Origin of the sequence: Mycobacterium sp. E342, from assembly GCF_001667665.1 — a bacterium.
Lineage (GTDB): Bacteria > Actinomycetota > Actinomycetes > Mycobacteriales > Mycobacteriaceae > Mycobacterium.
Genome location: NZ_LZJM01000286.1, coordinates 1 through 22,492 on the forward strand (window position 1 = coordinate 1; position 22,492 = coordinate 22,492).

Here is a 22,492-nt window from a genome sequence, read left to right on the forward strand (position 1 = left end):
GGCATTCGTGGTATGCGTGGCGACCTTCGCGCTGGGAGACGCGGGTGCGGGCGTAGCCGCCGCGATCGTCGCGCTGCTCGGGTTCGGCGCCGGGCTGGCCTGGCTTACCATGGACCGCAGGCGAATTCGCCAAACTGAGCGGGAATGGCCGATCGGCCACGCCGCGCGCTAGCGCTATTGCCCGCTATTGCAGCGCGACGAGGTTGTGCACGGACTTCTCCACATCGGAGCGGAGCACCCGCGCGACCAAACCTCCGATCGGACCGCTGAGCAATCCGCCCCCGAGGTCCGCGGTGAGGTGAAAGTCCGTTTCGGATTGCTCGTCCGTGACGGTCATCGCCACCCCGAGGCGGATTCCCCCGCGGCCGCGACCTTGCAGCTCAATGGATTTCGGCTCGTCGTAACGGGTGACCGTCCAGTGGATGACGTTGCGAAACCCCTTGACCTTCACGCAGGAGGACACGCAGGTGCCCTCCTCGATCGTTTCCGGAACGGGCCCGCGCCATCCGGCGAAGATGGTCATCCACTCGTCGAATCGGCTCAGGTCGGATGCCAGCTTCCAGGCGGCCTCCGGGTCCACCTGCGACCTCACCGAAACATCTACTCGTGCCAAGTCTTCTCGCTCCCCCCCAGACCGTGATCGCGGTCGTGCGCCGGTGACCAGCGCACAATGCGCATTGGGTACCCCCGCGGGAGCCGGCCTACGCGTGGCCGTCAGGGCCAGGTCTGCTCCAATTGCTGGGCCACGTCGATGACCTGCGCGGCTTGTGACTGCGGCGCGTCGATCTCCTCGGCGACGTACTGGGCGACGAATCGGCGGATCTCGCCGTCGACGCCGGCGAGAATGCGCAACACCTCACCGCGGAAGGACTTCGAGGAGACGTTGACGGTGATGTCGGACGGCCGCGGTTTCGCGACGTCGACGATCAGCAGCAGCGGCTCGGCGGCTCGCGCGGTGGCCCGCAGGGCGATGTCCCCCGACACCACGAACCGCTGCTTGTCGAGCCGAAGATCGAGTAGCAGATCGATCGACAACGGGATGTGTATGACGAAGGTGATGCTGTCGCCCAGGCGGCGCGTGACCTTGGGCTCGTGGATCTTGACGTTGGCGCTGACCTTGGCGATCCCGCCGGGCCCCTGCGCGATGGGCTCCATGGCGAACTCGTTGCCGGCGATGTCGGCGAAGGCGGCGGCGACACGCTCGGGGGTGACGGCGACCTCGAAGAATCTTCGTCCGAACTCTTCGTAGGTGACATAATCGTGAGTCTCCATAGGCTTATACCGTCTCACGCCGGCCGTCGGAACCGTTGCCGATCTGCACGCGTCGCCGGAAATCGGCGCGGCCGCGGCCCGGTCGCTGGGACCGCCCTCGATCAGGAACAGGTTGTGAGGCACGCCACACGCGGGGGGCTTCAATTCGATTCGGCCGGTGGTGGCCTGGGAGGCTTGTTGAGTTGGGAGGTGTTTTCCATGTGCGCCCACAAAGCTGCCGAGCGGCGCTCGGACTTGTCGCCCGCGAGCCTGCTCACCTGGCTTGGCGGCGGGCAGTGGCGGGAGCTGGATGAGCGCCACGAGCGGTCCACGCACGCCGTATCCGGCGCGGTGGTGCTGTTCGGGGCGGTGCTGGCCTGGCTGGTCGCGACCCTGGCGGTGAGCGAGTCGGCTCGCTGGGCGGTCCTTTCCGTCCTGCCGATGACCCTGGTGTTCGGCCTGCTGGTCGGCGCGGTCACCCGCGCCACCACGACCGGTTCCCACCAAGGCCGGGCCGGGGTGGCGGCCCGGGCGGCGGTCGCGGTCGCGCTCGGCGCCGTCGACGGCGAGCTGGCCGCGATCGTCCTGCTGTCCGGCTCGATCGACCACCGCCTCGACGAACGCGCCCTGCGCAACGCCGATTCGGCGCCGGCCGTGGCGCAGGCGTCGGCGTCGCTGCAGCAAACCCGGGATGCGCGCGCCGCGCTCGACGGCGCCGTCGACCGGGCGCACCAGCAGCAGGATCAGGCCCTGGTCGTCGCGCGCTGCGAATACCACCCCACCCCGGGCTGCCCGCAAACCCGGATCACCGGTGTCCCGGGTGCGGGACCCGAAACACGAACGGCCAACGAACTTTTGGCGGATGCCCAGCACGAGCTCGACAACGCGCTGGCCGCCCGTGACCGGCAAGCGCCCGAGCTGGACGCCACCATCTCCCACCAGCAGCAAGCGCTCGACGACGCTCGCCACGGCGTGGTCGCGAACGCCGATCGTGGCCTCGGCGCGCGCTGGGTCGCCATGAACGACCTGACGTCGGCTGACTTCGGCGCGCTGATGCTGCGGCTCATGGCGATCGCGTTCTGCGTGCTGCTCTACCTGCTGCCGCTGATCCTGGGACGGTGGCGCGGAGAGACCACCCACGATCGCCATGCCACGGCGCGCGCGGAGCGCGAACGCGCGGAACTCGAGGCGGACACCGCCATCGCGATCAAGCGGGCCGAGGTCCGCCGCGAGGCCGAGATCATGTGGGCCGAGCACCAACTCACCCAGGCCCGGCTGGCGATCGAGGCGCAAACGGAAATCGACCGCGAGCAGCAGCGCCGGCGAATCGAGGAGGCGTTCGAGCCCCCGGTGCGGGCGGCGGCGCACCGCCCACTCGAACCGGCCGACGAAGACATCTACCTGCCTATTGCCGCCGAGGCCGAGGCCGCCAGCCGAGCGCTGGTAGGGCTGCCTGCCCCCGCGCAGACCCCCGAGGTGGAGAACCTGCCGGCGCCCGCCGGCCGCGACGTTGCGCCGCGGGAAGCCGGTGCAGATGGTGGCACGTCGCTCATCCCGTCGATTCCGGACGCCACCAAGGCCGCGGCGCGGTGGATTCGCCCGCTGGTGCCGCCTTTCGTCGCTCGGGTGCTCGACACCACGACCGCGCCGCTGCGCACCGCGCGCCAGGTGTTCGAGGAGGTCGAGGAGATCACCTTCGCGCTGCGGCGCACCCACCGCGTCACGGTGGACTCCGAAAGCTCCGACGCCCACGAGCGGCCCATGCCGCCGGCCGCGGCGAGTGAGCAGCGTTCGCCAACAAGGGGATTCATCGACTCGTCGCGCGTGGATCGCACCGCGGTGACCCAACGGCGGCCGGGCGGCCACGAGCAGACCGTCTCGTCGCTGGGCGCGTCGGAGCGTGGCAGCGATCCGGAGTTGACGAAGCGGGAGGGACCGGCCGAGCTCGATTCACCGCGGGGGCCGCGGCAACTTCCCCCCGCTTGACGGCGGCTGTTCTCCGGTGCGCGACGCCGGCGAATGATCGCTATTCGTGGCCGAAGGCTTGGTAGAGGTCCGGTAGGAATGCGGCCAGGTGATTCATCTCCTGGGCGCAATGCACCATCAGGTTGCGAGCGCTGGTCTCCGCGTTGCCCAGCACCCGCGAGGCGATCGGGCGCACCGCCCGCGACGCGACGCCGGGCACGTTGCGGACCGCGATGTGCCGTCCGCCCATCCAGAATCGCGACCGCATCTCCGCCCCGTTCGCGGTCGACCGGATGTGGTGGATGAACCATCCGACGTCCACCGGGGCCTCGCTGGACCCCAGCCGGGCACAGATCGCCACCGCGCCGTCGCTGTCGGGCGGGCAGCCCATCGTCACCGGATCGACGAATTGGATTGCGCCGTTGAGCATCGTCGAGCCGATGTACTCGCTGATCAACGACCAGCGGCCGATGTAGCGCCGGGCGCCGGCGCGGCCCGCGTCGTCTCCGTCCTTCCAAGCGGCGTGCAGGTGGGCGCGCGGATGCCAGAGCTTGTAGCGGCGGGTGTCGCAGCCGTGCCAGCCGAACCACCAGGACCACATGGCCGGGGTGACCCCCGGCATGTCGGTGCGCACCGACACCTGATACCCGCCGTCCCCGAGGACCCCATAGCCGTTCTCGGTCCGCTGGTATGCGTCGTCGGCGACGCGCGCGGCGTCGTCGAACGCGGGCAGCGCCATGGCGCCCTGCGGCCCGTGTTCCAGTGCCTCGACGACGTGGCGTGGCAGCGGGGCCATCTCGGGCGTGAAGAACTTGCCGAACGGGGTGTTCGCGTCGTCGCCGCGGTAGCCCAGGTACAGCTCGCCGGCCATCAGAGTCGCCCCATCCAGCCGTTGAACAGGCCGTCGGGGTCGTACTCGGCGCGCACGCGGTCGAGCTTGGCCATGGCGGCGTCGCTGGCGAACCGCGCCGGACGCTGACCGAGGTTCTCGTCGGCCAGCTGGATGCCGATCGCGAATTCGGACATCGCCGCCATGTTGGACCGCGCCCAGTCGGCGCACTTCGCCTCGTCGGCCGGGTCCTTCCACGACCCGTAGAGGGCCAGGTAGATATCACCTTCGATGCTGTAGGCCATGTCCTGGCGGGGCGGGCACGGACCCCAGTTCAACCACAGGAAGTGCGCCGGGTGCGGGGGCATCGTGTCCAGGATCGTCCGGATTCCCGGCAACAGCTCTTCGGCTGACGCCGATGTCCACATGTTGTCCACCGCGTAGTGGTGGTCGGACAGGTAGTGGCTCATCGCGACGTCGTACCAGGTCGGCAAATCGGTTGGCAGGTAAGGGATTTTGACGATCGCGCGATCGGCGACCGGGCAGGTGCCGAAGAGGGCGAGCGCCTTTTCGGCCTGCTCGTCGGAGTCCGCGAACGCGGGCGAGGCGAGCGAGATGACGGGGGTGTCGATGCCCATGTTCGGTTCGGCGCGCGAGGCCACGGCCTGCAGCTCGATTCGCGGGTCCACCTCCGCGCTCACCGCGCGGGTCCACGTGAAGACCTCGTCGGCAAGCTCGAATGGATAGACGTAGACGCTGGTGCCGCAGGCGCCGGGGCGGGGATAGAGCTTCAGGTAGAACGACGTGACCACGGCGAAGAAGCCGGGGCCGGCGCCGCGGGCGGCCCAGTAGAGGTCGGCGTTGTTGCTGGCGTCGCAGTGGATCTGTTCGCCCTCGGCGGTGACGACGTCCAGGCCGACGACGCTCTCGCAGGCCGGCCCGTAAACGCGGCTGTTCCAGCCGTATCCGCCCTGCAGCAGGTAACCGCCGAGGCAGACGCCCTTGCAGTGGCCGCCGGGGAAGAACAGGCCCTGCGCCTCGAGATCGGCCATGAGCAGGCTGCCGCCCTTGCCCGGACCCACTTGGGCGAGCCGCTTGTCGGCGTCGATGACGGCATGGTCGAGGCGGCTGACGTCGAGCAGAACGGACCCGTCACGCAGGTGGCTGGCCGAGAAACTGTGCCCCCCGGAAACGACGCTGACCTTCAGGCTGTGCGCGGCGGCATAGCGGATGCCGGCGACGATGTCGTCGGCATCGGCGGCCTGCACGATGACTTCGGGAAAGCGCTCCGGCACGCGTTGATGCCACACGGTGCCACGGCGGGCCGCCTCGTAGCCGTCGTCGCCGCGGAAGTGGTGCCGCCCCGCCGGTAGCCCGCTCATCTGGAATCTCCTCGATTCACTATTCGGATCTTTGTGATCCGCGATGCGGACCAATATAGTGGGCTGATGCCGAATTCGGGGGAAAATCTTTCGTCTGGTCGCGACGAAGGCATCCAGGTGTTGCGCCGCGCCGCCGCCGCGCTGGACGAGATCGCCGCCGAGCCCGGCCGGTTACGCCTGGTCGACCTCGGTGAGCGGCTCGGCCTGGCCAAGTCGACGGCGCGCCGGCTGCTGGTGGGCCTGGTCGAGGTCGGGCTGGCCAGCGTCGATTCGCAGGGCCGGTTTTCCCTGGGTGACCGCCTGCTCGGACTCGGGAATTCGGACGGGACGCAGATCGCGGCGATCTTCCGGCCAACCATCGAGCGGGTGGCGCGCGCGACCGACGGGGAGACGGTCGACCTCTCGATATTGCGGGGCCAGCGCATGTGGTTCATCGACCAGATCGAATCGTCGCATCGTCTGCGCGCCGTCTCGGCCGTCGGCGTCCGGTTCCCGGTGGAGTCGACGGCCAACGGAAAGGCGGCCCTCGCGACCCTCGACGATGCCGACGCCGAGGCGGTGATCTCCCGCTGCGATCCCGCTGTCGCAGACCGGCTTCGCGCCGAGGTCGCCGAGATCCGGCGGACCGGAGTGGCTTTCGATCGCGACGAACACACCCCGGGGATCTCGGCGGCCGCGATCGCGCGCCGCACCGCGGGCGACAACGTGATCGCCATCTCGGTGCCGGCGCCGACGGAGCGTTTCCTGGAGAAGGAACCGCGTATCGTCGCCGCACTGCGCGCTGCGGCCGAATCGCCGGCCTGGGGGCGCTAGCGGACCAGATTGATGCCGTAGTCGCCTTCGGGCCCGGGAAGGGTCGGCGCTCCACCCCTCCGGATGCGCCGGAGGCCACGCCTCCGGGTCGGCCATCGCAGCGGCAGGCCCTCGGAGCGGGAGTCGGTCAGGCTGGAGTTGGAGGCGGCCGGGTTACCCCTCGAAAGCTCGGCCGCCCCAACGTCGTGAGCCCCGCTCAACAGGGCACTGCGGCGGAGGAGAACAGCGGCCCCCATTCGCGCCGGGCCGCGGATTGCGCATCGGTGAAACTCGGCGTCTTCTCGCCGTCGCCGGCCAGGTGCACCAACGCCCAGGCCATCGCGAACACCGGCACCTTGTGCCGCAATGCCGCGCTGTGCAATTCGTCCAGGGCGGCTTCCGACGGGCACCGGCGAAGGCCGATGAGAATGCCCCGCGCGGTGTCGAGGATGCGACCGGAATGCGGGCCACACGAAGTCTGGGCGGGAACCCAGTTCGTCGTCATGTTGTGGATACCTCCTGCGGCGCCGTCACGAATCCGCCACTAGCGATAGCGGACGAGGAATTCCTGCGCTACGCATCGTCGCGGCCGCAAACCTCAAAAGCGCCCTGTGCCATGATTTGTCGATCGAGCGCGATGTGCCAGTCTACTGCCGTGATTGATACCCGCCCGTGACCGTTTCGGGATCGGCTGCTAATCAACGACTCCCACGGCATACCGATGGGAATGGAAATTCGATGGATTCGAATTAGTTTGCCAGAGACAGGATTTCGTCGAAGCCGCCGGCGATGGCGTCTTGGAAAACGTCGTAATCGGGAATTGCGGTGGTGTCGATGTTCATGCCGAGCCCGCAGGTGTCGACATAGGTGAGAAGCGTGACATTGACGGCCGCACCGATGGTGGGGCCGAAAGCGTATTGTGCGCGCACCGGGGCGCCGCCGAGGAAGACCGGCACCGGGACGCCCGGCACATCGCTGGCCACGAAATCAACGTGGCGCAGGACCGAGCCGATGTACCACCGGGGCGCGAGATTGAGAACTCCGGCAATCAATTGCGTGTAGGGCAGTGATTTTTCGTTGCGCACCGCCGCGGTGCGCTGCCGGATCGCCGTGATGCGTTTCGCCGGATCGATCTCGCCGACGGGCACGTCGAAGCGCATCAGCGTGATCCGGTTCCCGCCGATGCCGTCCTCTTGGGTCCGCAGGCTGATCGGCATCGTGATATGCAGGTCGCCCACCGGCACACCGTGCTTTTCGTGGTAGAGGCGCAGCCCACCGGCGACCCCCGCGACAAAGGCGTCGTTCAGTGCCCCACCGCAACGGTGTGCGGCTTCCCGCAGCGGCCGCGTCGGCACCTGATGCACCCCGAGATGACGGATCAGGCCGCGGTCCGTCGCCAACGGCGACCCGGGTCGGCTGATCGGCCGGACGGTTCGGTAGACGGATGCCGCGGTGGTCGCCGCGGATCGGATGGTGGCGACGGGCCGCCGAACCCCGTCGTACATCAACCGTGGCAGCCGGTTGGCCGCCCCCACCAGGGCCGAGTTGAGCAGGCCGGCGTCGTAGCGCACGGCATCGCGGTAGCCGCCCAGCAGCCCCGACCCCGCGACCTGCGGCTCCGGCGGCATGGGTTCGACGGGATAGAGCTCTTCGGAGAGGTCGAACAGGTGCATCGCGATCTGGACTCCGCCGACCCCGTCGGTGAGCGCGTGGTGGAACTTGCAGATCACGGCCGCGCCGCCGTTTTCCAGACCGTCGATGAACGTGGTCTCCCACAGCGCGCGGGCCCGGTCGAAATCCTGCATCTCGGCCACCCGCGCCAACTCGAGCACGTCGTCGAGGGTCCCGGGGCCGGAGATGGTCGCCCGCCGCAGGTGGTAATCCAGGTCGAAATCCCGGTAATGCTCCCACCGCGGCGGCGCGGGCGCAGGCGACTGCACCACCCGCTGCCGGAACATGGGCAGCGTGCGACTGATCAAGTCGAACCGTTTGCGCACGTCGTCCCAGTCCGGGGACCGGTCCAGAAGAACGACACTGACCACGGTCGACCGCAGCCGTGGATCGCTTTCCATAGCCCAGGTGAAGGCGTCACTGGCGCGCATGAATGCAGTCATGTTTGTGCTCCTCGCACAGAACGTACGACTGCCGGCGTCCCAGGTCATCGGGTTATCGGCAGTCGATGACTTTGGTCCCCACAGATAGCGGCTTTGGTCGACTGCCGGTGCGGCGATTACAGAATCGCGTTGAGGTCCTTGGCCCTGGCGATGTCGTCCCAGTCGACGCCGAGCTCCAGCAGGATTTCCTCCGTGTGCTGGCCGTGTTCGGGAGCACGCGCGGGCGCCGGCGGCGTCTCGTCGAACTGCACGGGCGCGGCGACGATCCGGTACTTCTCGCCGTGGTCGTCGACGTTGGTCACCACGTATCCGTTGGGCTCGACCTGCGGATCGTTGAGGGTTTCCCGCGGCGTCGCCAGGGCACCCCACACGCCCGGTTCGTCCTCGAGCGCCTTCTGCCAGTGGGCCAGGTCGTGACGGGCGAACACCTCGGCCAGGATCTCGGTGGCCGCCGCGGCGTTGGCGATCAGGTTGGCCGACGGCACGAAGCGTTCGTCGGTGGCCAGTTCGCCCAGGCCCATGCGCTCGCAGAACCCCGCCCAGAACTTGTCCGGTTGCAGGAACACCAACTGGATCCACCGGCCATCCCGGGTCTTGTACCGGTTGACAAGCGGGTTGATGGCCAACCCGGGCGGCGCGCCCGGAATCCCGTCGATGTCGAAGAAATCGGCCGCCGAGATGGACGGTGCGATCGCCCACATGGCCTGCGCCAGCAGCGAGGAGTCGACGATCGTCGGTTCACCGGTGCGTTCGCGGTGAAACAGCGCGGCGCATACCCCCCCGGCGAGGGTGGCCCCGCCCTGCAGGTCACCGAATCCGGGCCCCTGGACGGCGGGGGTGTCCGTGCCGAACGGCGTGAGCGTGTAGGCGACGCCGCCGCGCGCGAGGTAGGTGGCGGCGTCGAACCCGCCGCGATCGCGGTCGGGACCCCGCACCCCCAGCCCGGTACCGCGCGCGATGATGATCTTCGGGTTGAACGCACGGATGTCGTCCACCGTCAGCCGCGCCCGCTCGAGCGCGCCCGGCAGCCAATTGGTAAGGAACACATCGGCACTCGCCAGCAGGCGGCCGAACAGCTCGCGACCGGTCTCCGATTTGATGTCGATGGCGATGCTGCGCTTGCCACGGTTGCCCAACTCGAGGATGAAGTCGGCGTCCGGTCTGGCCGCCTGCCGGGTGAACCCGCCGACGACCAGTGCGCGCCCGGGATCGCCCGACGCGACGCCTTCCACCTTGATCACGTCGGCGCCCCAGTCCGCCAGTGCCGCACCGGCCGAAGGCACGTAGGTCCACGACGCCAGCTCGACCACCCGCACACCTTCGAGGACACCCCCGCGGACACCAGACATCACAACTCCCTCGGCCGACCGCCATTCCTTGCTATTTTAGATATTCTAGCTAGTCTAGGGCGTAGTGGTAGCCCAGCTGCAGGTCAGCGCAGTTTTTCGGGGAAGAGATGCGATGGATCCGACCGGTGGCCCGAATCCGATACCCGTGAGCGCGCGCCGTGTGCACGGCGTCGCCAGCGGCGAACGCCGTTGGGCCCCAGCGTGGATCGCGATGACCACGGACGAAGGACGGGCATGGGCAGGGTAACGGGCAAGGTGGCCGTGATCAGTGGCGCCGCGCGCGGTCAGGGCCGTTCGCATGCGCGGATGCTCGCCGCCGAAGGCGCCGACATCATCGCGGTGGACCTGTGCGCCGACATCGAGACCAACGAGTATCCCCTGGCGCGGCGCGAGGACCTCGAGGAGACCGCCCGGCTGGTCGAGAAGGAGGGGCAGCGCGCGTTCACCGCGGTCGCCGACGTCCGCGATCGGATGGCGCTGGCCGCGGCGATCGACGACGGCGTGGCCGAGCTGGGGCATCTCGACGTCGTCGTCGCGAACGCGGGCATCTGCCCGCTGACGGCGGGCCTGCCGCCGCAGGCCTTCGCCGACGCCGTGGACGTGGACCTGGTCGGCGTGCTGAACCTGGTGCACGCGAGCCTCAAGCATCTGCATGCCGGCGCGTCGATCATCGTGATCGGCTCCAACGCGGCGTTCATGTCATCGATGAACACGACCGGCATCGACGGCGGCCCCGGCGGGGCCGGATACGCCTTCGCGAAACTGGCTGCGGCGCATTACGTCAACGACTTCGCCCTGGCGCTAGCCAAGTTCTCCATCCGGATGAACGCGGTGCACCCGACCAACGTCAACACCGACATGCTGCACAGCCCGCCGATGTATCGGGCCTTCCGGCCGGACCTGAAGGATCCGACCCGCGAGGACGCGGAGCCGGTTTTCCCGCTCGTGCAGGCGATGCCGATCCCCTATGTCGAACCCGAGGACATCAGCGAGGCGGTGCTCTTTCTCGCGTCCGACGCGGCGCGCTACATCACCGGGCAGCAACTCCGTGTCGACGGGGGCGGCTTCCTGAAGGTCAAGCCGTGGTCGGGTGCGTGATCGCATGAGCAACGGGACAACGGGCGTACAACGCCGCCTGTATGAGCTGATGGTGCTCATGAAGGCGGCCGACGACCGGCTCTCCAAAGGGATCGGCACCGGCGAGTTCATGTGCGTCTACTGGCCCTCGCGCGGGCAGGAGGCCATCGCCGCCGCGATGGGCCTCGCGCTGCGGCCCGACGACCAGTTGGTGACCACCTACCGTGGGCTGCACGATCTCATCGGCAAGGGCGTCCCGCTGGAAGAGATCTACGGCGAGATGATGGGCCGCACCGTCGGCGCCGCCCGCGGCAAGGGCGGCACCATGCACATCGCCAATCCCGTTCGGGGCGTGATGCTTTCGACCGGGATCGTCGGGGCGGGCCCGCCGGTGGCGGTGGGATTGGCGCTGGCCGCGAAACGCAAAGGCCTCGATCGCGTCACCGCGGTGAGCTTCGGCGACGGCGCCACCAACACCGGGTCTTTCCACGAGGCGGCGAACATGGCCGCGCTCTGGGACCTGCCGATGGTGTTCGTCTGCCAGAACAACCTCTACGCCGAGATGACGCCGACCGCCGACACGATGAAGCTCGAATGTGTCGCTGACCGGGCGGCCGGCTACGGCATGCCGGGGGTGCGTGTCGACGGAAACGATCCGCTGGCGATCAAATCGACACTCGATGACGCGCTGCGGCGCGCCCGCGCCGGTGGGGGCCCCACCTTCGTCGAATGCGTGACGTTCCGCTTCCGCGGCCATTACTTCGGTGACCGGATGCCCTACATCCCCAAGGATCAGCTGGCCGCCGCGATCGAAGCCGATCCGGTGCCCCGCTTCCGCGACCAGCTGGTCGAGGCCGGCATCTGCGATCGGGACGAACTCGACCGCATCGACGAGGAGGCGCTGGCCGCGGTGGAGACGGCGTTGGAAACCGTCATGCGCGCGGAGGCCCCGTCGATCGACGAGCTGGACCGAGACGTGTACGCGACCCCGATCAAGTTCCCGGTGTGAGCATGCGAGAACAAGAGATGACGATGCGCGAGGCGCTGAACCTCGCACTAGACCAGGCGCTCGCCGCCGACGACAGGGTGTTCCTGCTCGGTGAGGACATCGCCGACCCCGGCGCGTCGGGACCCACCGCGGGCCTGTCGACGAAATACGGCCACGACCGCGTCCTGGACACCCCGATCTCGGAGGCGGCGATCGTCGGCGCGGCCGTCGGCGCGGCCATCGACGGGCTGCTGCCGGTGGCCGAGATCATGATCATGGATTTCATCGGCATCGCCGTCGACCAGCTGATCAACAACGCGGCGAAGCTGAGGTTCATGACCGCCGGGCGCACGACGGCGCCGCTCACCGTTCGCACTCAGGTCTACGCCGGGCTGGCCACCGGGGCCACGCATTCGCAGAGCCTCGAGGCGTGGTTCATGCACATCCCGGGCATGAAGGTGATCGTGCCGTCGACGCCGCGGGACGGGAAGGGCCTGCTGACAACGGCGATCTTCGACCCCGATCCCTGCCTGTTCGTCGAGACGATCCGGCTGCAGGGCAAGAAGGGGCCCGTCCCCGTCGATGCCGGATTCTCGATCCCGTTGGGCCAGGCCGACGTCAAGCGGCCCGGCACCGACGTCAGCCTGATCGGCTACGGACGCTGCGTGCACGACGCGCTCGCCGCCGCGGCCACGCTGCACGAAGAGGGCATCAGCGCCGAGGTCGTCGATCTGCGCACTTTGGTGCCGCTCGACGTCGAGACCGTCGTCGCCTCGGTACGCCGCACCCGCCGGGCCGTGATCGTTCACGACGCCGTCCAATTCGCCGGCCCCGGCGCCGAAGTCGCCGCGATCCTGCACTCGGAATTGTTCTCCGAGCTGGCCGCGCCCGTCGAGCGCGTGGCCGCCCGGTTCGTCCCCAACCCGGCGGCGGCGGCGCTCGAGGCGCAGGTGTATCCCTCCCCGGCGCGGATCGTCGCGGCCGCGCAGAAGACCCTCGCGGGAGCGAGAGTGCATGGCTGACTTCGTCATCCGCATCCCGCGCGTCTCGGTGGCCGTGTCGGAGGCCGAGCTCACCGGCCTGCTCGTCGACGCCGGCCAGCGCGTGGAAGCGGGCACGCCGATCTACGTGATCGCCACCGAGAAGGTGGAGCAGGAAATCGAAGCGGGAGCGTCGGGCACCGTGCACTGGACGGGGCAGGTCGGGACCACCTACGACATCGGCGCCGCAATCGGCGTCATCACTGACCAGGAAAGGTGAGCACGCATGGATCTGAACGAGACTCGCGAGAGGATCATCTACCAGAAAGAGGGGCCCATCGCCCGCGTCACCCTGAACTGGCCGGAAAAGGCGAACGCCCAGGACCAGAAGCTCGCCGAAGAGGTCGACGCCGCGCTGCTGGACGCGGACCGCGACTACGACATCAAGGTGCTCGTGCTCAAGGCCAACGGCAAGGGTTTCTGCTCGGGACACGCCATCGGCAACAACGCGGTGGATTACCCGGCCTTCGTCGAGGGCGCGAAAGTCATGGGCACGCCGTGGAAGCCGCAGACCGACCTGTTCGTCAAGCCGGTGCTCAACCTGTGGGAGTTTTCCAAACCGACCATCGCCCAGGTGCACGGGTACTGCGTGGGCGGCGGCACTCACTACGGGCTCACCACCGACATCGTGATCGCCTCCGAAGACGCCTATTTCTCCTACCCGCCGCTGCAGGGTTTCGGCATGCCGTCGGGCGAATGCTCCATCGAGCCATGGGTTTTCATGAACTGGCGGCGCGCGGCCTACTACCTGTACCTCGCCGAGGTCATCGACGCCAAGAAGGCCCTGGAGTACGGCCTGGTCAACGAGGTGGTGCCGCGCGACCAACTCGACGACCGGGTGGAGGCGATCGCCCGCCACATCGCGCAGGCGCCGATGACCACGTTGCTGGCCACCAAGGCCAACCTGAAGCGGGCCTGGGAGTTGATGGGCATGCGGGTGCACTGGCAGAGCTCGAACGACCTCGTCGCCCTGGCCTCCATCAGCAAGGACGTCCAGGAGCTGATCCAGACGGTGTTCCGCGACAAGGTGCTGCCCTCGGAGCAGGCGCGGCGCCAGGCCGCGGCGGCGGCGTCGACCGACGGCGCAACCGCCACTTAGGTTTTCGCCGGTGAACATCGCCGACCAAGCCGCCAGGGCCGGACAGGCGCCGGCCCTCATCGTCGCGGGCGGTGACACGATCTCGCACGCCGAGCTGTATGCCCGCAGCCAACGCGTCGCCGCGGTGCTGCACGGCGCCGGGCTGCGCCCCGGCGACGGGGTGGCCCTGATCCTGCCCAACCGGCCCGAGTTCCTCGAAATCACCTGGGCCTGCCAGCTATCCGGGCTCTACTACACCGCGGTGAACACCCACTTCACCCCGGACGAGGTCGCCTACGTCATCGAGGACTCCGACGCGCGGGCGGTGTTTGTCGACGCCGGCAGGCCCGACCTCGCCGCCCACGTCCGCGCGGCCAACCCGGCCGTCACCGTCCACCTCGTCGTGGGTGGATCCCTGCCCGGCTGGCGCGCGTACGACGATGCGCTGGCGGGGGCCGGTGACGCGCCGCCGGTCGAGGACGGCTCGGAGATGCTGTACTCGTCGGGCACCACGGGCCGCCCCAAGGCCGTCCGCCGGCCCCTGCCGACCGACGGCAACGGCTCATGGGCTCAGGCGGTGCTGGAGCTCGCGCTGACCCACAAGTACGGGATGAGCCGGTCCAGCGTGTACCTCTCTCCCGCACCGCTGTATCACGCCGCCGGGGTGAACTACACCATGGCGGTCAACCGGGTCGGGGCGGCGGCGGTCCTGATGGACAGGTTCGACGCCGAGACCGTCCTGCGGCTGATCGAGACCCACCGCGTGACACACGCGCAGTTCGTACCCACCATGTTCGTGCGGATGCTCAAGCTGCCCACCGCGGTTCGGGAACGCTACGACGTCTCGAGCCTGCGGTGCGTCATCCACGCGGCCGCGCCCTGCCCGGTCGACGTCAAGCACCACATGATGAAGTGGTTCGGGCCGATCATCCACGAATACTACGGCGGCACCGAAGGATTCGCAGGAACGACGATCGGTCCGGAGGAATGGCTCGCGCATCCCGGTTCGGTGGGCAAGCCCATGTCCCCGGTGCACGTCATCGGAGACGACGGCGTCGAGCTGCCCGCCGGACAGGCCGGCGAGCTGTTCTTTGAGGGCGGGCCGGACTTCGAGTACTTCAAGGACCCCGCCAAGACCGCGTCGGTGTCCAACGACCGCGGCTGGCGCACCCTGGGCGACATGGGCTACGTCGACGAGGACGGTTACCTCTATCTCACCGATCGGTCCACGTTCATGATCGTGTCCGGCGGGGTGAACATCTACCCGCAGGAAATCGAGAACCTGCTGATCATGCATCCCAAGCTCGTCGACGCCGCCGTATTCGGCGTCCCCAACGACGAGTTCGGCGAGGAGGTCAAGGCCGTCGTGCAGCCGGTCGACGGCGCCACGCCGGGTCCCGACCTCGAGGCTGAGCTGATCGAGTACTGCCGAGCGCACGCCGCCGGCTATAAGTGCCCGCGCAGCGTCGAATTCGTTGCCGAGTTGCCCCGCGACCCGAACGGAAAGCTGTACAAGAGGCGCATTCGCGAGCGTTACTGGCAGGGGCGGGCATCGCGGATCCTATGAGGGGATGAAAATGGTCACCACCCAGAGCACCCATGACAGCCGGACGAACTGGACCCCGCTGCCGGTGCCGTGGGCGGTCCAGACCGCCGATCGCATCCCCAAGCAGCGCTACTACGACCCGGAGTTCTACGCGCTCGAAACCGAAATGCTCTGGCCGCGCGTCTGGCAGATGGCCTGCCGCCTGGAAGAGATTCCCAGGCCCGGCGACTACGTCGAGTACGAGATCCTCGATGAGTCGATCATCGTGGTCCGCCTGGACGCGGAAAACGTGCGCGCTTACCACAACGCGTGTCGCCACCGCGGCGTAAAGCTGGTGGAGGGCAACGGAAACCGGCGCACGTTCGTGTGCCCGTTCCACGGATGGTGTTGGGGCATCGACGGACGCAACACCTTCGTGCTGCGGCCCGAGGAGTTCGACGAGCAGAACCTAAACCCAGAGGATCTTCGGCTGGTCCCGGTCCGATGCGAGCTCTGGGGCGGATGCGCGTGGATCAACCTGGACGACGACGCACCCGCGCTGCGTGACTGCCTGGAGCCCTTCGCTTCGATCTACGACGCATGGAAAGTGGAGTCGCTGCGCGTCGAGTGGTGGCAGTCGTGCCGGCTGCCGGTGAACTGGAAACTGGCGACCGCCGCATTCATGGAGGGCTATCACGTCCCGCAGACCCACCCACAACTCCTGCCGTCGAGCATGCCGAAGCGGCCCGAGACCGCCAAACCGCCCGGACTGGCCCAGACCAACCTGTATTTCATGCGCACCTTGGGTGAAGGCATGGCCGGCATGACACACGAGAACGATGTCCGCATCGCCGAGGGCCTGCAGGACATGGAATTGCCGGCGGACCCGGCCGAGGCGATGGCCGTATGGCGCAGCGCGCTCAACGACGCCATCGTGCACTGGCATCGGGCCCGGGGCTGCGACATCCCCGACCTCAACGACTTGCAGCGGCGCGGCATCGACGAAGCGATCAATTTCGCCTTCCCGCACTACTTTCTGCTGCCCCAGTACAGCAGCGCCTCGTCGTACCGGATCCGCCCGCTGGGCCCGGAGGAAACCCTGTTCGAGATCTGGTCACTCACCCGTATCCCGCCGGACCAGTGCACGGCCAAGCCGACGCCACCGGTACCCATGGCACCCGACGACCCCCGCTGGCCGCCGATTCCAGCCCAGGATTTCTCCAATCTACCCAGGCAACAAAAGGGTCTGCACTCCAAGGGATTTGAGTACATGAGGTTGTCCAGCCGCATCGAGGGCCTGATCTCCAACTTCGAACGCGTGATAGACGGCTTCCTGGCCGGCCTGCCGTACGACGCGCTGGTGCCCGCGATCCAAAAGACCAACACCACCATCGACGTGCCGGTCGCCGACCTGGGCTTGCGCGCGGGGGCCCGATGACCACCCGGTGGGACCGCTCCGTGGATCTGCTCATCGCGGGCAGCGGGGGCGGCGGCATGGTCGCGGCCCTGGCGGCGCTCGACGCGGGGATCGAACCCCTGGTGATCGAGAAGCAGCCCCTGGTGGGCGGTTCGACCGGGCTTTCCGGTGGCATGGTGTGGCTGCCGAACAACCCGCTGATGCGCGCCGACGGCGTCCCGGATTCGCACGAGGAGGGGCTGGCCTATTTCGATGACGTCGTCGGCGACATCGGCCCGGCGTCGTCACCGGCGCGGCGCGAGACGTTCCTCACCGCCGGCTACGAAATGATCGAGTTCTTGACCCGCAGGGGTATTCGGTTCGTGCGGTGCCCGGGCTGGAGCGATTACTACCCGAACCACAAGGGCGGTAACGAAGCCGGTCGCGCGATCGAGTGCGTCCCCTACGACGCGGCCGCCCTGGGGAACTGGCGCGACAAGGTCCAACCCTCGATGGCCAAGGCCTACGGCGGGTTCGTCCTGAAGACGAACGAGCTGCGCTCGGTGCAGTATTTCAACCGGTCGCCGCGCGCCTTCGCCGTCGCGATGCGGGTGTTCGCCCGCACCAGGGTGGCGAGGCTGCGCCACCGGGAGATGCTCACCAACGGCGCATCGCTCATCGGCCAGATGCTCAAGGCGCTGATCGACCTGCGCGCAGAACCACCGATCTGGACCGGGACCGCGATGGAGGATTTGATCGTCGAGGACGGCCGCGTGGTCGGCGCACGCGTGGTGCGTGACGGCTCCCCGGTCAACATCGAGGCGCGCAAGGGCGTCCTGCTGGCCGCCGGGGGGTTCAGCCGCAACGCGGACATGCGCCGCCGCTACAGCGGCGAGCAGCCCAACGAGGGGCTCTGGTCGATCGCCAACGCCGGCGACACCGGAGAGGTGTTGCAGACCGCGATCCGGCTGAGCGCGAAGACGGACCTGATGGACGAGGCCTGGTGGCTGCCATCGGTTTTCATCGCCGACGGCGGTGACGCCGCAAGAGCGCTGGGCAGCGGCCGCCAGCGGCCCGGCGCCATCTACGTCGACGGAACCGGCCGGCGGTTCTGCAACGAGTCCAACTCGTATGTCGAGGTCGGCAAGGCCATGTACGCGAATAAGGCGGTGCCCTGCTGGATGGTGTTCGACCGGGGCTACGTCGGCCGATACGTGTCGGGGGCAAACCCGTTCAAGCGGCGTCGGCTCCCCGAAGAACTCATCACGCGGGGTGCGGTGTTGCGGGGTGAGACCGTCGGCGACCTCGCGCGCCAGATGGGTGTTCCGGCCGACGCGCTGGAGCGGACGATCAAGCGGTTCAACGGTTTTGCGGCCAAGGGTCTCGACCCCGACTTCGGGCGCGGCCAGTCGGCCTACAACCACTGCCTGGGCGATCCCGGGTATCGGCCCAACGCCGCGCTCGGTCCGCTCGAGCGGTCACCCTACTACGCCACCAAGGTCGTCCCGGCCGACGTCGGCACGTGCGGCGGGGTGATCACCGACCAGCACGCACGGGTCATCGACGAGGACGATCGCGTGATCGACGGACTGTATGCGACGGGCAACATCACGGCGACGGTGATGGGCCGGAACTACCTGGGCGCCGGTGGAAGCATCGCCTACACAATGGTCTTCGGCTACGTCGCGGCCCGCCACGCCGCCGGCCACAGGTTTTCCGGTGATCCGAGCCGCTAGCCCTCGGCGTCCTCGTCGTCGCGACCGACGAACTCGCGCGGCTTCATGCCCGACTGCTTCAGCTCGGCCCGCCGTGCCTGGACGTCGGACGCGGCGCCGACCATGTTGGTCAGGATGTGGCTGACCTGTAAGTGCACGCGCATGCCCATCAACTCCCACGCGCGCTTCACGTTGTTCTTCACCGCCATCAGCGTGGTCAACGGGATTTGCGCGATCTTGTGCGCCATCTCCTCGACGACACCCTCGAGGTCTTCGCGCGGCACCACCCTGTTCAGCAGCCCCCAGTCCAGGGCTTGCTGCGCGGAGAGGGTCGGGGCAAGCAACAGCCAGTCCATGGTGCGATGCCAGTTCATCAGCAGCCACGGCTCGATCATGGTGTGGCCGCCGGGTTCACCGAGGCTTTGGGCAAGCGGCATTTGAAAATACGCGTCGTCGGACGCCACGCAGAAGTCGGTCAGCAGGCCGAGATAGATCCCGCCGCCCATGCAATAACCGTGAATCGCGGAGATGGTCGGCTTCGGAAACTCCCAGAGGTACAACGTCGGCCACAGAAACAGGTCCGCGGTGCCTTTGTACAGGTCCTCGAACGTTTCGCCGAAATCCGGATAGGGATTCTCGTCGGGACCCCAACGGGCAACGTGTCCGCCGCAGAATCCTTTTCCGTTGGCCTTGAGGATGACGACCTTGATCTCTTTGTCCCGGTCGGCTTCGTGCAGGCAGTCGTCGACTTCGGTGACCAGAACCGCATCCTTGGTGTTGGCCTTGTCGACCCGATTCAGGATGATCCGCGCGATCGGCGGTTCGCGCTCGTAGATGACCGCTTCAAGGACGCGCCGCTCCATCTGCGTGACATTACCCGGCCGGGAGCCGAAATGGCACCGCCAAATGCCATTTCGGCGAGGATCGATCGGTGCGACGAAAACGCTTGCCGTTCAGCGGCCTTCGCGCCCCGCACGGGCCAGCAGCCAAGCCTGACCCGCACCCTCCCCGGCGGCGAGCAAGTCGAGATCGGCGAACGCCGCGGACAGCTCACCGGCAACCGCGCGAAACGGCCCCGGGGCGGCCCCGACTTCGCTCAGCACTGCGATCGCCAGCAGGCCGCCGGGCGCCAGGCGTTCGATGATCGCCCGGTCGAGGCGGCGGTCCCGGAATCTGTGGCAGAGGATGACGTCAGCGGGCGGCCCGGGCGGCAGCCCGTCGTCCAGGTCGACGACCTCGAAGCGACACCGATCGCTCACCCCCACCCGCTCGGCCAGGTCGCACGCCTGGCCCACCGCCACCGGGGATACGTCGAATCCCTCGACCTGAAGTCCGCGCGTCGCGAGCCACACCGCCGCGAGGCCGGGGCCGCACGCGAGATCGAGAGCCCTTCCGGCAGTGGGAAGTACATCCGTGTGGGGCGCCAGGAAGCCGGGCGGCCCCACGGCTTCCACCGACGGTGGCGCCACGGCCTGGTACCGCTCGTCCCAACGCTGCCGGTCCGCCTTGGCCATAGCCGTAACTGTAGAACCCGGTAGGACGTTGTAGGCGCTCTCAGCGCCTTCCTACACTGGACGGGTGTCCAAAGATGCGGTTCGCCGGTCGGATCGCCGGCCGGGACAGACGATCCGCAAAGTTCTCGATGCCGGGCTGGAGGAGCTACGCGAGTCGTCGTACGCGAACCTGACGATGCGCTCGGTGGCGACCCGCGCCGGGGTGTCGCCGGCCAGCGCCTACACCTACTTTCCGTCCAAGAGCGCGCTGGTGGCGGCGGTGTATCTGCGGTTCCTTCGCGAGCTGCCGCTGCACACCGACATCAACGACGCGACCAAGAGGCGGGTCAGCGCGACGCTGCGCGACATGGCCGTCGTAGTCGCCGACGAGCCGGAGCTGACCGCCGCCTGCGGCGCGGCCCTGATGGCCGACGACCCGGCGGTCACTCCGATTCGTGAGCAGATCGGCCACGAGGTCGCGACCCGCATCGGCGCCGCCCTGGGTCCGGGTTGGCCCCGCGCCGTGAAATCCACGCTGCAGCTGACCTTCTCCGGCGCCCTGATGACAGCCCGGTTCGTCAGCTTCGACGAGATAGAGGGCCAACTCGACGAGGCCGTCGACCTGATCCTGGGTGCCTCCGTGGCGTAAACCGCTGCACGGCAACGATTACGCCACTGTTGTCAAGCTGTCCGACTGCTGGCCGGCCCGCAGGAAGCGGCCGAACTTCTGCTTGCCCAACGCGGGTGCGGCCCGTCCGGCGCCGAACGCGAACTGCCCCGCCACGAGCACGGCGCTGACGGTGTCGTCGTTGCGGTTGACCATCCGGGACAGGCCGCCGTAGGAGTCCACCGGATGCTCGGCATAACGGTCGAGCGAAACGTCGAGCTTGTCCGGGTCGATCACCACGACGTCGGCGCGATCCCCTACGCGCAGCGTGCCGGCGTCGATTCCGTACCACGCCCCGAGTTCGCCGGTGAGCCGGTGCACGGCACGCTCGACCGACATGAACGGCGTGCCGTGCTTGTCCGCCTCGTGCACGTGCCGCAGCAGCCGAAGCCCCGAGTTGTAGAACGCCATGTTGCGCAGGTGTGCGCCTGCGTCGGAGAACCCCATCTGTACGGTCTTGCTCTGCGCCAGCTTCTTGAGCACCTCGGGACGATGGTTGGAGATCGTGGTGCGCCAGCGCAACTTTTCGCCGTGCTCCACCACCAGGTCGAGGAACGCGTCCACCGGATGCAGCCCACCGCGGTCCAGCCCCACCCGCCCGAACGACTTGCCCACCACCGACGGGTCTGGGCAGGACACGATCTCGGCGTCGAAGAAGTCGCGGTGCCACACCCGGGGGCCGAACCTCTTGTCGTAGTCCTCGCGAAACCAGCGGCGATAGTCCTCGTCGCGCATGAGCTGGTTGCGCTCGATCTCACCCTGCAGGTGCAGCGCCGCGGCGCCGGCGCCGAACTCCTCGAACACCACCAGCGAGATGCCGTCGGCGTAGACCTCGAATGGCACCGGCAGGTGCTGCCACCGGAAGTCGCCGCCGAGGCCGTTCACGACCCGGGCGAGGGTGTCCATGAGGTGGATCACCGGCGGGATGGCCTTGATGTCGGCCGCCGAGAGCAGGCTGGTCTTCAGCCGGGGACGGCCGAACCCCAGCGACGTCGCCAACTGCGACACCACCGACAGCGGGTTCGTGATATCGGGTCCCGACTGCAGGATCTTGTTGCGCCGCCGCAGGATAGCGTTCAGCCGGCGCAGTTCCCGGGGCTTGGCGTACGTCGACGGCAGGGTGCGCGACCGGCAGACCTCGCCGTCGAGTTTGTCGAACAGCAATTGCTGCGACGACATCCCGACGAAGCCTTCGTCCAGCGCCGCGTTGAGCATCGACTCCATTCGCGCCAGTTCCGCCGCCGACGGCCGGACGTCCTTGCGTGTCGCGCGGTCCAGTCCCATCGTCGCCGCGCGCATGTCGGAGTGGCCCATGAACGCCGCGACGTTGGGGCCCAGGTTCCGCCGATCGAGTTCGGCAACGTACTCCGCGGGGTTGGTCCACGAGCGGGCCGCGTCCAGGTGCTCGATGACGTAGCGGCGGGGAATCGCTTCGACCCGGCCGAAGATGTCGCCCGCGTTCACGTTGTCCAGATAGACCGTGGATAACGAACACGATCCCAGCATCACGGTCGTCACGCCGTGCCGCAACGATTCGGAAAGCTCGGGCTCACAAAGTATTTCGACGTCGTAATGGGTGTGGATGTCGATGATGCCGGGGATGACCCACTGGCCCGTCGCGTCGATGACGTCGGCGCCCGCCGTATCGAGGGGTTCGGAGGTGATGGTGGCAACCCGGCCGTCGCGCACCCCGATGTTTCTGCGCGCCGACGGCGCACCCGTTCCATCGAACCAGCGACCGTTGGTGATCACCGTGTCGTAGTGCAATGTTCGGCCTTTCTGCCGCCCGACGCTCGCGATCCGCAGCGAGCATACACAATGTCCAAAGTGT

At 68.1% G+C, this 22,492-nt stretch carries 21 protein-coding genes and 1 pseudogene; 12 read left to right on the forward strand and 10 right to left on the reverse strand.

The features are described from left to right. A pseudogene (locus tag A5692_RS29250) lies at positions 1 to 172 on the forward strand (LapA family protein); the annotation flags it as partial. Between the two features lie 12 nt (positions 173 to 184). On the opposite strand, the gene A5692_RS23095 reads toward A5692_RS29250, so the two are convergent. Then, positions 185 to 613, reverse strand: coding sequence for an SRPBCC family protein (locus A5692_RS23095; RefSeq protein ID WP_068060399.1), 429 nt, complete (start codon positions 611 to 613; stop codon positions 185 to 187). 101 nt (positions 614 to 714) lie between these two features. Continuing rightward, entirely contained in the window at positions 715 to 1,272 is a 558-nt protein-coding gene (locus tag A5692_RS23100) for a hypothetical protein (RefSeq protein WP_067917319.1), read from the reverse strand. 198 nt (positions 1,273 to 1,470) lie between these two features. On the opposite strand from A5692_RS23100, the gene A5692_RS23105 reads away from it, so the two are divergent. Next, on the forward strand, positions 1,471 to 3,237 hold the full coding sequence (locus A5692_RS23105; RefSeq protein ID WP_068060492.1) for a DUF4407 domain-containing protein: 1,767 nt from the start codon (positions 1,471 to 1,473) through the stop codon (positions 3,235 to 3,237). A 40-nt stretch (positions 3,238 to 3,277) separates the two neighbouring features. Here A5692_RS23105 and A5692_RS23110 read toward each other — a convergent pair whose 3' ends face one another. Continuing rightward, positions 3,278 to 4,087: a DAPG hydrolase family protein gene (locus A5692_RS23110; RefSeq protein WP_068060402.1), complete on the reverse strand. Its 810-nt coding sequence runs from the start codon at positions 4,085 to 4,087 to the stop codon at positions 3,278 to 3,280. Beyond that, positions 4,087 to 5,427, reverse strand: a complete 1,341-nt coding sequence (locus A5692_RS23115) for an FAD-binding oxidoreductase (protein WP_068060405.1) — start codon at positions 5,425 to 5,427, stop codon at positions 4,087 to 4,089. The genes A5692_RS23110 and A5692_RS23115 overlap by 1 nt, the downstream gene beginning before the upstream one ends. Positions 5,428 to 5,493: 66 nt before the next feature. On the opposite strand from A5692_RS23115, the gene A5692_RS23120 reads away from it, so the two are divergent. Further along, complete coding sequence (locus tag A5692_RS23120) at positions 5,494 to 6,240, forward strand: IclR family transcriptional regulator (protein WP_068060408.1); 747 nt, start codon at positions 5,494 to 5,496, stop codon at positions 6,238 to 6,240. Between the two features lie 196 nt (positions 6,241 to 6,436). On the opposite strand, the gene A5692_RS23125 is transcribed toward A5692_RS23120, so the two are convergent. The 3 genes from A5692_RS23125 to A5692_RS23135 form a co-directional block, all read right to left on the reverse strand. Beyond that, on the reverse strand, positions 6,437 to 6,724 hold the full coding sequence (locus tag A5692_RS23125; protein WP_068060411.1) for an ANTAR domain-containing protein: 288 nt from the start codon (positions 6,722 to 6,724) through the stop codon (positions 6,437 to 6,439). A gap of 244 nt (positions 6,725 to 6,968) precedes the next feature. Further along, on the reverse strand, positions 6,969 to 8,333 hold the full coding sequence (locus A5692_RS23130; protein WP_068060414.1) for a wax ester/triacylglycerol synthase domain-containing protein: 1,365 nt from the start codon (positions 8,331 to 8,333) through the stop codon (positions 6,969 to 6,971). Between the two features lie 116 nt (positions 8,334 to 8,449). Beyond that, on the reverse strand, positions 8,450 to 9,682 hold the full coding sequence (locus A5692_RS23135; RefSeq protein WP_068060418.1) for a CaiB/BaiF CoA-transferase family protein: 1,233 nt from the start codon (positions 9,680 to 9,682) through the stop codon (positions 8,450 to 8,452). A 234-nt stretch (positions 9,683 to 9,916) separates the two neighbouring features. Between A5692_RS23135 and A5692_RS23140 the strand changes: the two genes are divergently transcribed. From A5692_RS23140 to A5692_RS23175, 8 genes are read left to right on the forward strand one after another with little or no spacing between them, the layout of a single operon-like run. Continuing rightward, the gene (locus A5692_RS23140) at positions 9,917 to 10,780 is read left to right on the forward strand and encodes a mycofactocin-coupled SDR family oxidoreductase (RefSeq protein WP_068060421.1); all 864 of its coding nucleotides are present in this window, start codon (positions 9,917 to 9,919) and stop codon (positions 10,778 to 10,780) included. A 4-nt stretch (positions 10,781 to 10,784) separates the two neighbouring features. Further along, entirely contained in the window at positions 10,785 to 11,768 is a 984-nt protein-coding gene (locus A5692_RS23145; protein ID WP_068060493.1) for a thiamine pyrophosphate-dependent dehydrogenase E1 component subunit alpha, read from the forward strand. Between the two features lie 2 nt (positions 11,769 to 11,770). Continuing rightward, positions 11,771 to 12,769 (forward strand): alpha-ketoacid dehydrogenase subunit beta, encoded by a 999-nt coding sequence (locus A5692_RS23150; protein ID WP_068060424.1) that lies wholly within the window; start codon positions 11,771 to 11,773, stop codon positions 12,767 to 12,769. Next, positions 12,762 to 13,007, forward strand: a complete 246-nt coding sequence (locus tag A5692_RS23155) for a lipoyl domain-containing protein (protein ID WP_068060427.1) — start codon at positions 12,762 to 12,764, stop codon at positions 13,005 to 13,007. Before A5692_RS23150 ends, A5692_RS23155 begins: the two co-directional genes overlap by 8 nt. Positions 13,008 to 13,013: 6 nt before the next feature. Further along, positions 13,014 to 13,886, forward strand: a complete 873-nt coding sequence (locus A5692_RS23160; protein WP_068060429.1) for an enoyl-CoA hydratase/isomerase family protein — start codon at positions 13,014 to 13,016, stop codon at positions 13,884 to 13,886. Positions 13,887 to 13,896: 10 nt separating this feature from the next. Continuing rightward, positions 13,897 to 15,432 (forward strand): acyl-CoA synthetase, encoded by a 1,536-nt coding sequence (locus tag A5692_RS23165; RefSeq protein ID WP_068060432.1) that lies wholly within the window; start codon positions 13,897 to 13,899, stop codon positions 15,430 to 15,432. A 4-nt stretch (positions 15,433 to 15,436) separates the two neighbouring features. Beyond that, positions 15,437 to 16,828 (forward strand): SRPBCC family protein, encoded by a 1,392-nt coding sequence (locus A5692_RS23170; protein WP_197514545.1) that lies wholly within the window; start codon positions 15,437 to 15,439, stop codon positions 16,826 to 16,828. Next, positions 16,825 to 18,522 (forward strand): FAD-binding protein, encoded by a 1,698-nt coding sequence (locus A5692_RS23175; protein ID WP_068060435.1) that lies wholly within the window; start codon positions 16,825 to 16,827, stop codon positions 18,520 to 18,522. Before A5692_RS23170 ends, A5692_RS23175 begins: the two co-directional genes overlap by 4 nt. Here the strand turns inward: A5692_RS23175 and A5692_RS23180 are convergent. Both A5692_RS23180 and A5692_RS23185 read right to left on the reverse strand, forming a co-directional pair. Continuing rightward, positions 18,519 to 19,364 carry an enoyl-CoA hydratase-related protein gene (locus A5692_RS23180; protein WP_068060438.1) on the reverse strand — a complete coding sequence of 282 codons (846 nt, stop codon included), beginning with the start codon at positions 19,362 to 19,364 and terminating at the stop codon, positions 18,519 to 18,521. The genes A5692_RS23175 and A5692_RS23180 overlap by 4 nt on opposite strands. A gap of 90 nt (positions 19,365 to 19,454) precedes the next feature. After that, positions 19,455 to 20,015: a bifunctional 2-polyprenyl-6-hydroxyphenol methylase/3-demethylubiquinol 3-O-methyltransferase UbiG gene (locus A5692_RS23185; protein WP_068060441.1), complete on the reverse strand. Its 561-nt coding sequence runs from the start codon at positions 20,013 to 20,015 to the stop codon at positions 19,455 to 19,457. Positions 20,016 to 20,079: 64 nt separating this feature from the next. Between A5692_RS23185 and A5692_RS23190 the strand changes: the two genes are divergently transcribed. Further along, the gene (locus A5692_RS23190) at positions 20,080 to 20,643 is read left to right on the forward strand and encodes a TetR/AcrR family transcriptional regulator (protein ID WP_068060444.1); all 564 of its coding nucleotides are present in this window, start codon (positions 20,080 to 20,082) and stop codon (positions 20,641 to 20,643) included. 18 nt (positions 20,644 to 20,661) lie between these two features. Here the strand turns inward: A5692_RS23190 and A5692_RS23195 are convergent, their stop codons facing one another. Continuing rightward, complete coding sequence (locus tag A5692_RS23195; protein WP_068060447.1) at positions 20,662 to 22,428, reverse strand: amidohydrolase family protein; 1,767 nt, start codon at positions 22,426 to 22,428, stop codon at positions 20,662 to 20,664. Between the last annotated feature and the right edge of the window lie 64 nt (positions 22,429 to 22,492).

Coding starts and splice junctions, on each gene's coding strand:
- A5692_RS23100 (WP_067917319.1), bottom strand. CDS start 1,272: ATGGAGACTCACGATTATGTCACCTACGAAGAGTTCGGACGAAGATTC.
- A5692_RS23105 (WP_068060492.1), top strand. CDS start 1,471: ATGTGCGCCCACAAAGCTGCCGAGCGGCGCTCGGACTTGTCGCCCGCG.
- A5692_RS23110 (WP_068060402.1), bottom strand. CDS start 4,087: ATGGCCGGCGAGCTGTACCTGGGCTACCGCGGCGACGACGCGAACACC.
- A5692_RS23115 (WP_068060405.1), bottom strand. CDS start 5,427: ATGAGCGGGCTACCGGCGGGGCGGCACCACTTCCGCGGCGACGACGGC.
- A5692_RS23120 (WP_068060408.1), top strand. CDS start 5,494: ATGCCGAATTCGGGGGAAAATCTTTCGTCTGGTCGCGACGAAGGCATC.
- A5692_RS23125 (WP_068060411.1), bottom strand. CDS start 6,724: ATGACGACGAACTGGGTTCCCGCCCAGACTTCGTGTGGCCCGCATTCC.
- A5692_RS23130 (WP_068060414.1), bottom strand. CDS start 8,333: ATGACTGCATTCATGCGCGCCAGTGACGCCTTCACCTGGGCTATGGAA.
- A5692_RS23135 (WP_068060418.1), bottom strand. CDS start 9,682: ATGTCTGGTGTCCGCGGGGGTGTCCTCGAAGGTGTGCGGGTGGTCGAG.
- A5692_RS23140 (WP_068060421.1), top strand. CDS start 9,917: ATGGGCAGGGTAACGGGCAAGGTGGCCGTGATCAGTGGCGCCGCGCGC.
- A5692_RS23145 (WP_068060493.1), top strand. CDS start 10,785: ATGAGCAACGGGACAACGGGCGTACAACGCCGCCTGTATGAGCTGATG.
- A5692_RS23150 (WP_068060424.1), top strand. CDS start 11,771: ATGCGAGAACAAGAGATGACGATGCGCGAGGCGCTGAACCTCGCACTA.
- A5692_RS23155 (WP_068060427.1), top strand. CDS start 12,762: ATGGCTGACTTCGTCATCCGCATCCCGCGCGTCTCGGTGGCCGTGTCG.
- A5692_RS23160 (WP_068060429.1), top strand. CDS start 13,014: ATGGATCTGAACGAGACTCGCGAGAGGATCATCTACCAGAAAGAGGGG.
- A5692_RS23170 (WP_197514545.1), top strand. CDS start 15,437: ATGAAAATGGTCACCACCCAGAGCACCCATGACAGCCGGACGAACTGG.
- A5692_RS23175 (WP_068060435.1), top strand. CDS start 16,825: ATGACCACCCGGTGGGACCGCTCCGTGGATCTGCTCATCGCGGGCAGC.
- A5692_RS23180 (WP_068060438.1), bottom strand. CDS start 19,364: ATGGAGCGGCGCGTCCTTGAAGCGGTCATCTACGAGCGCGAACCGCCG.
- A5692_RS23185 (WP_068060441.1), bottom strand. CDS start 20,015: ATGGCCAAGGCGGACCGGCAGCGTTGGGACGAGCGGTACCAGGCCGTG.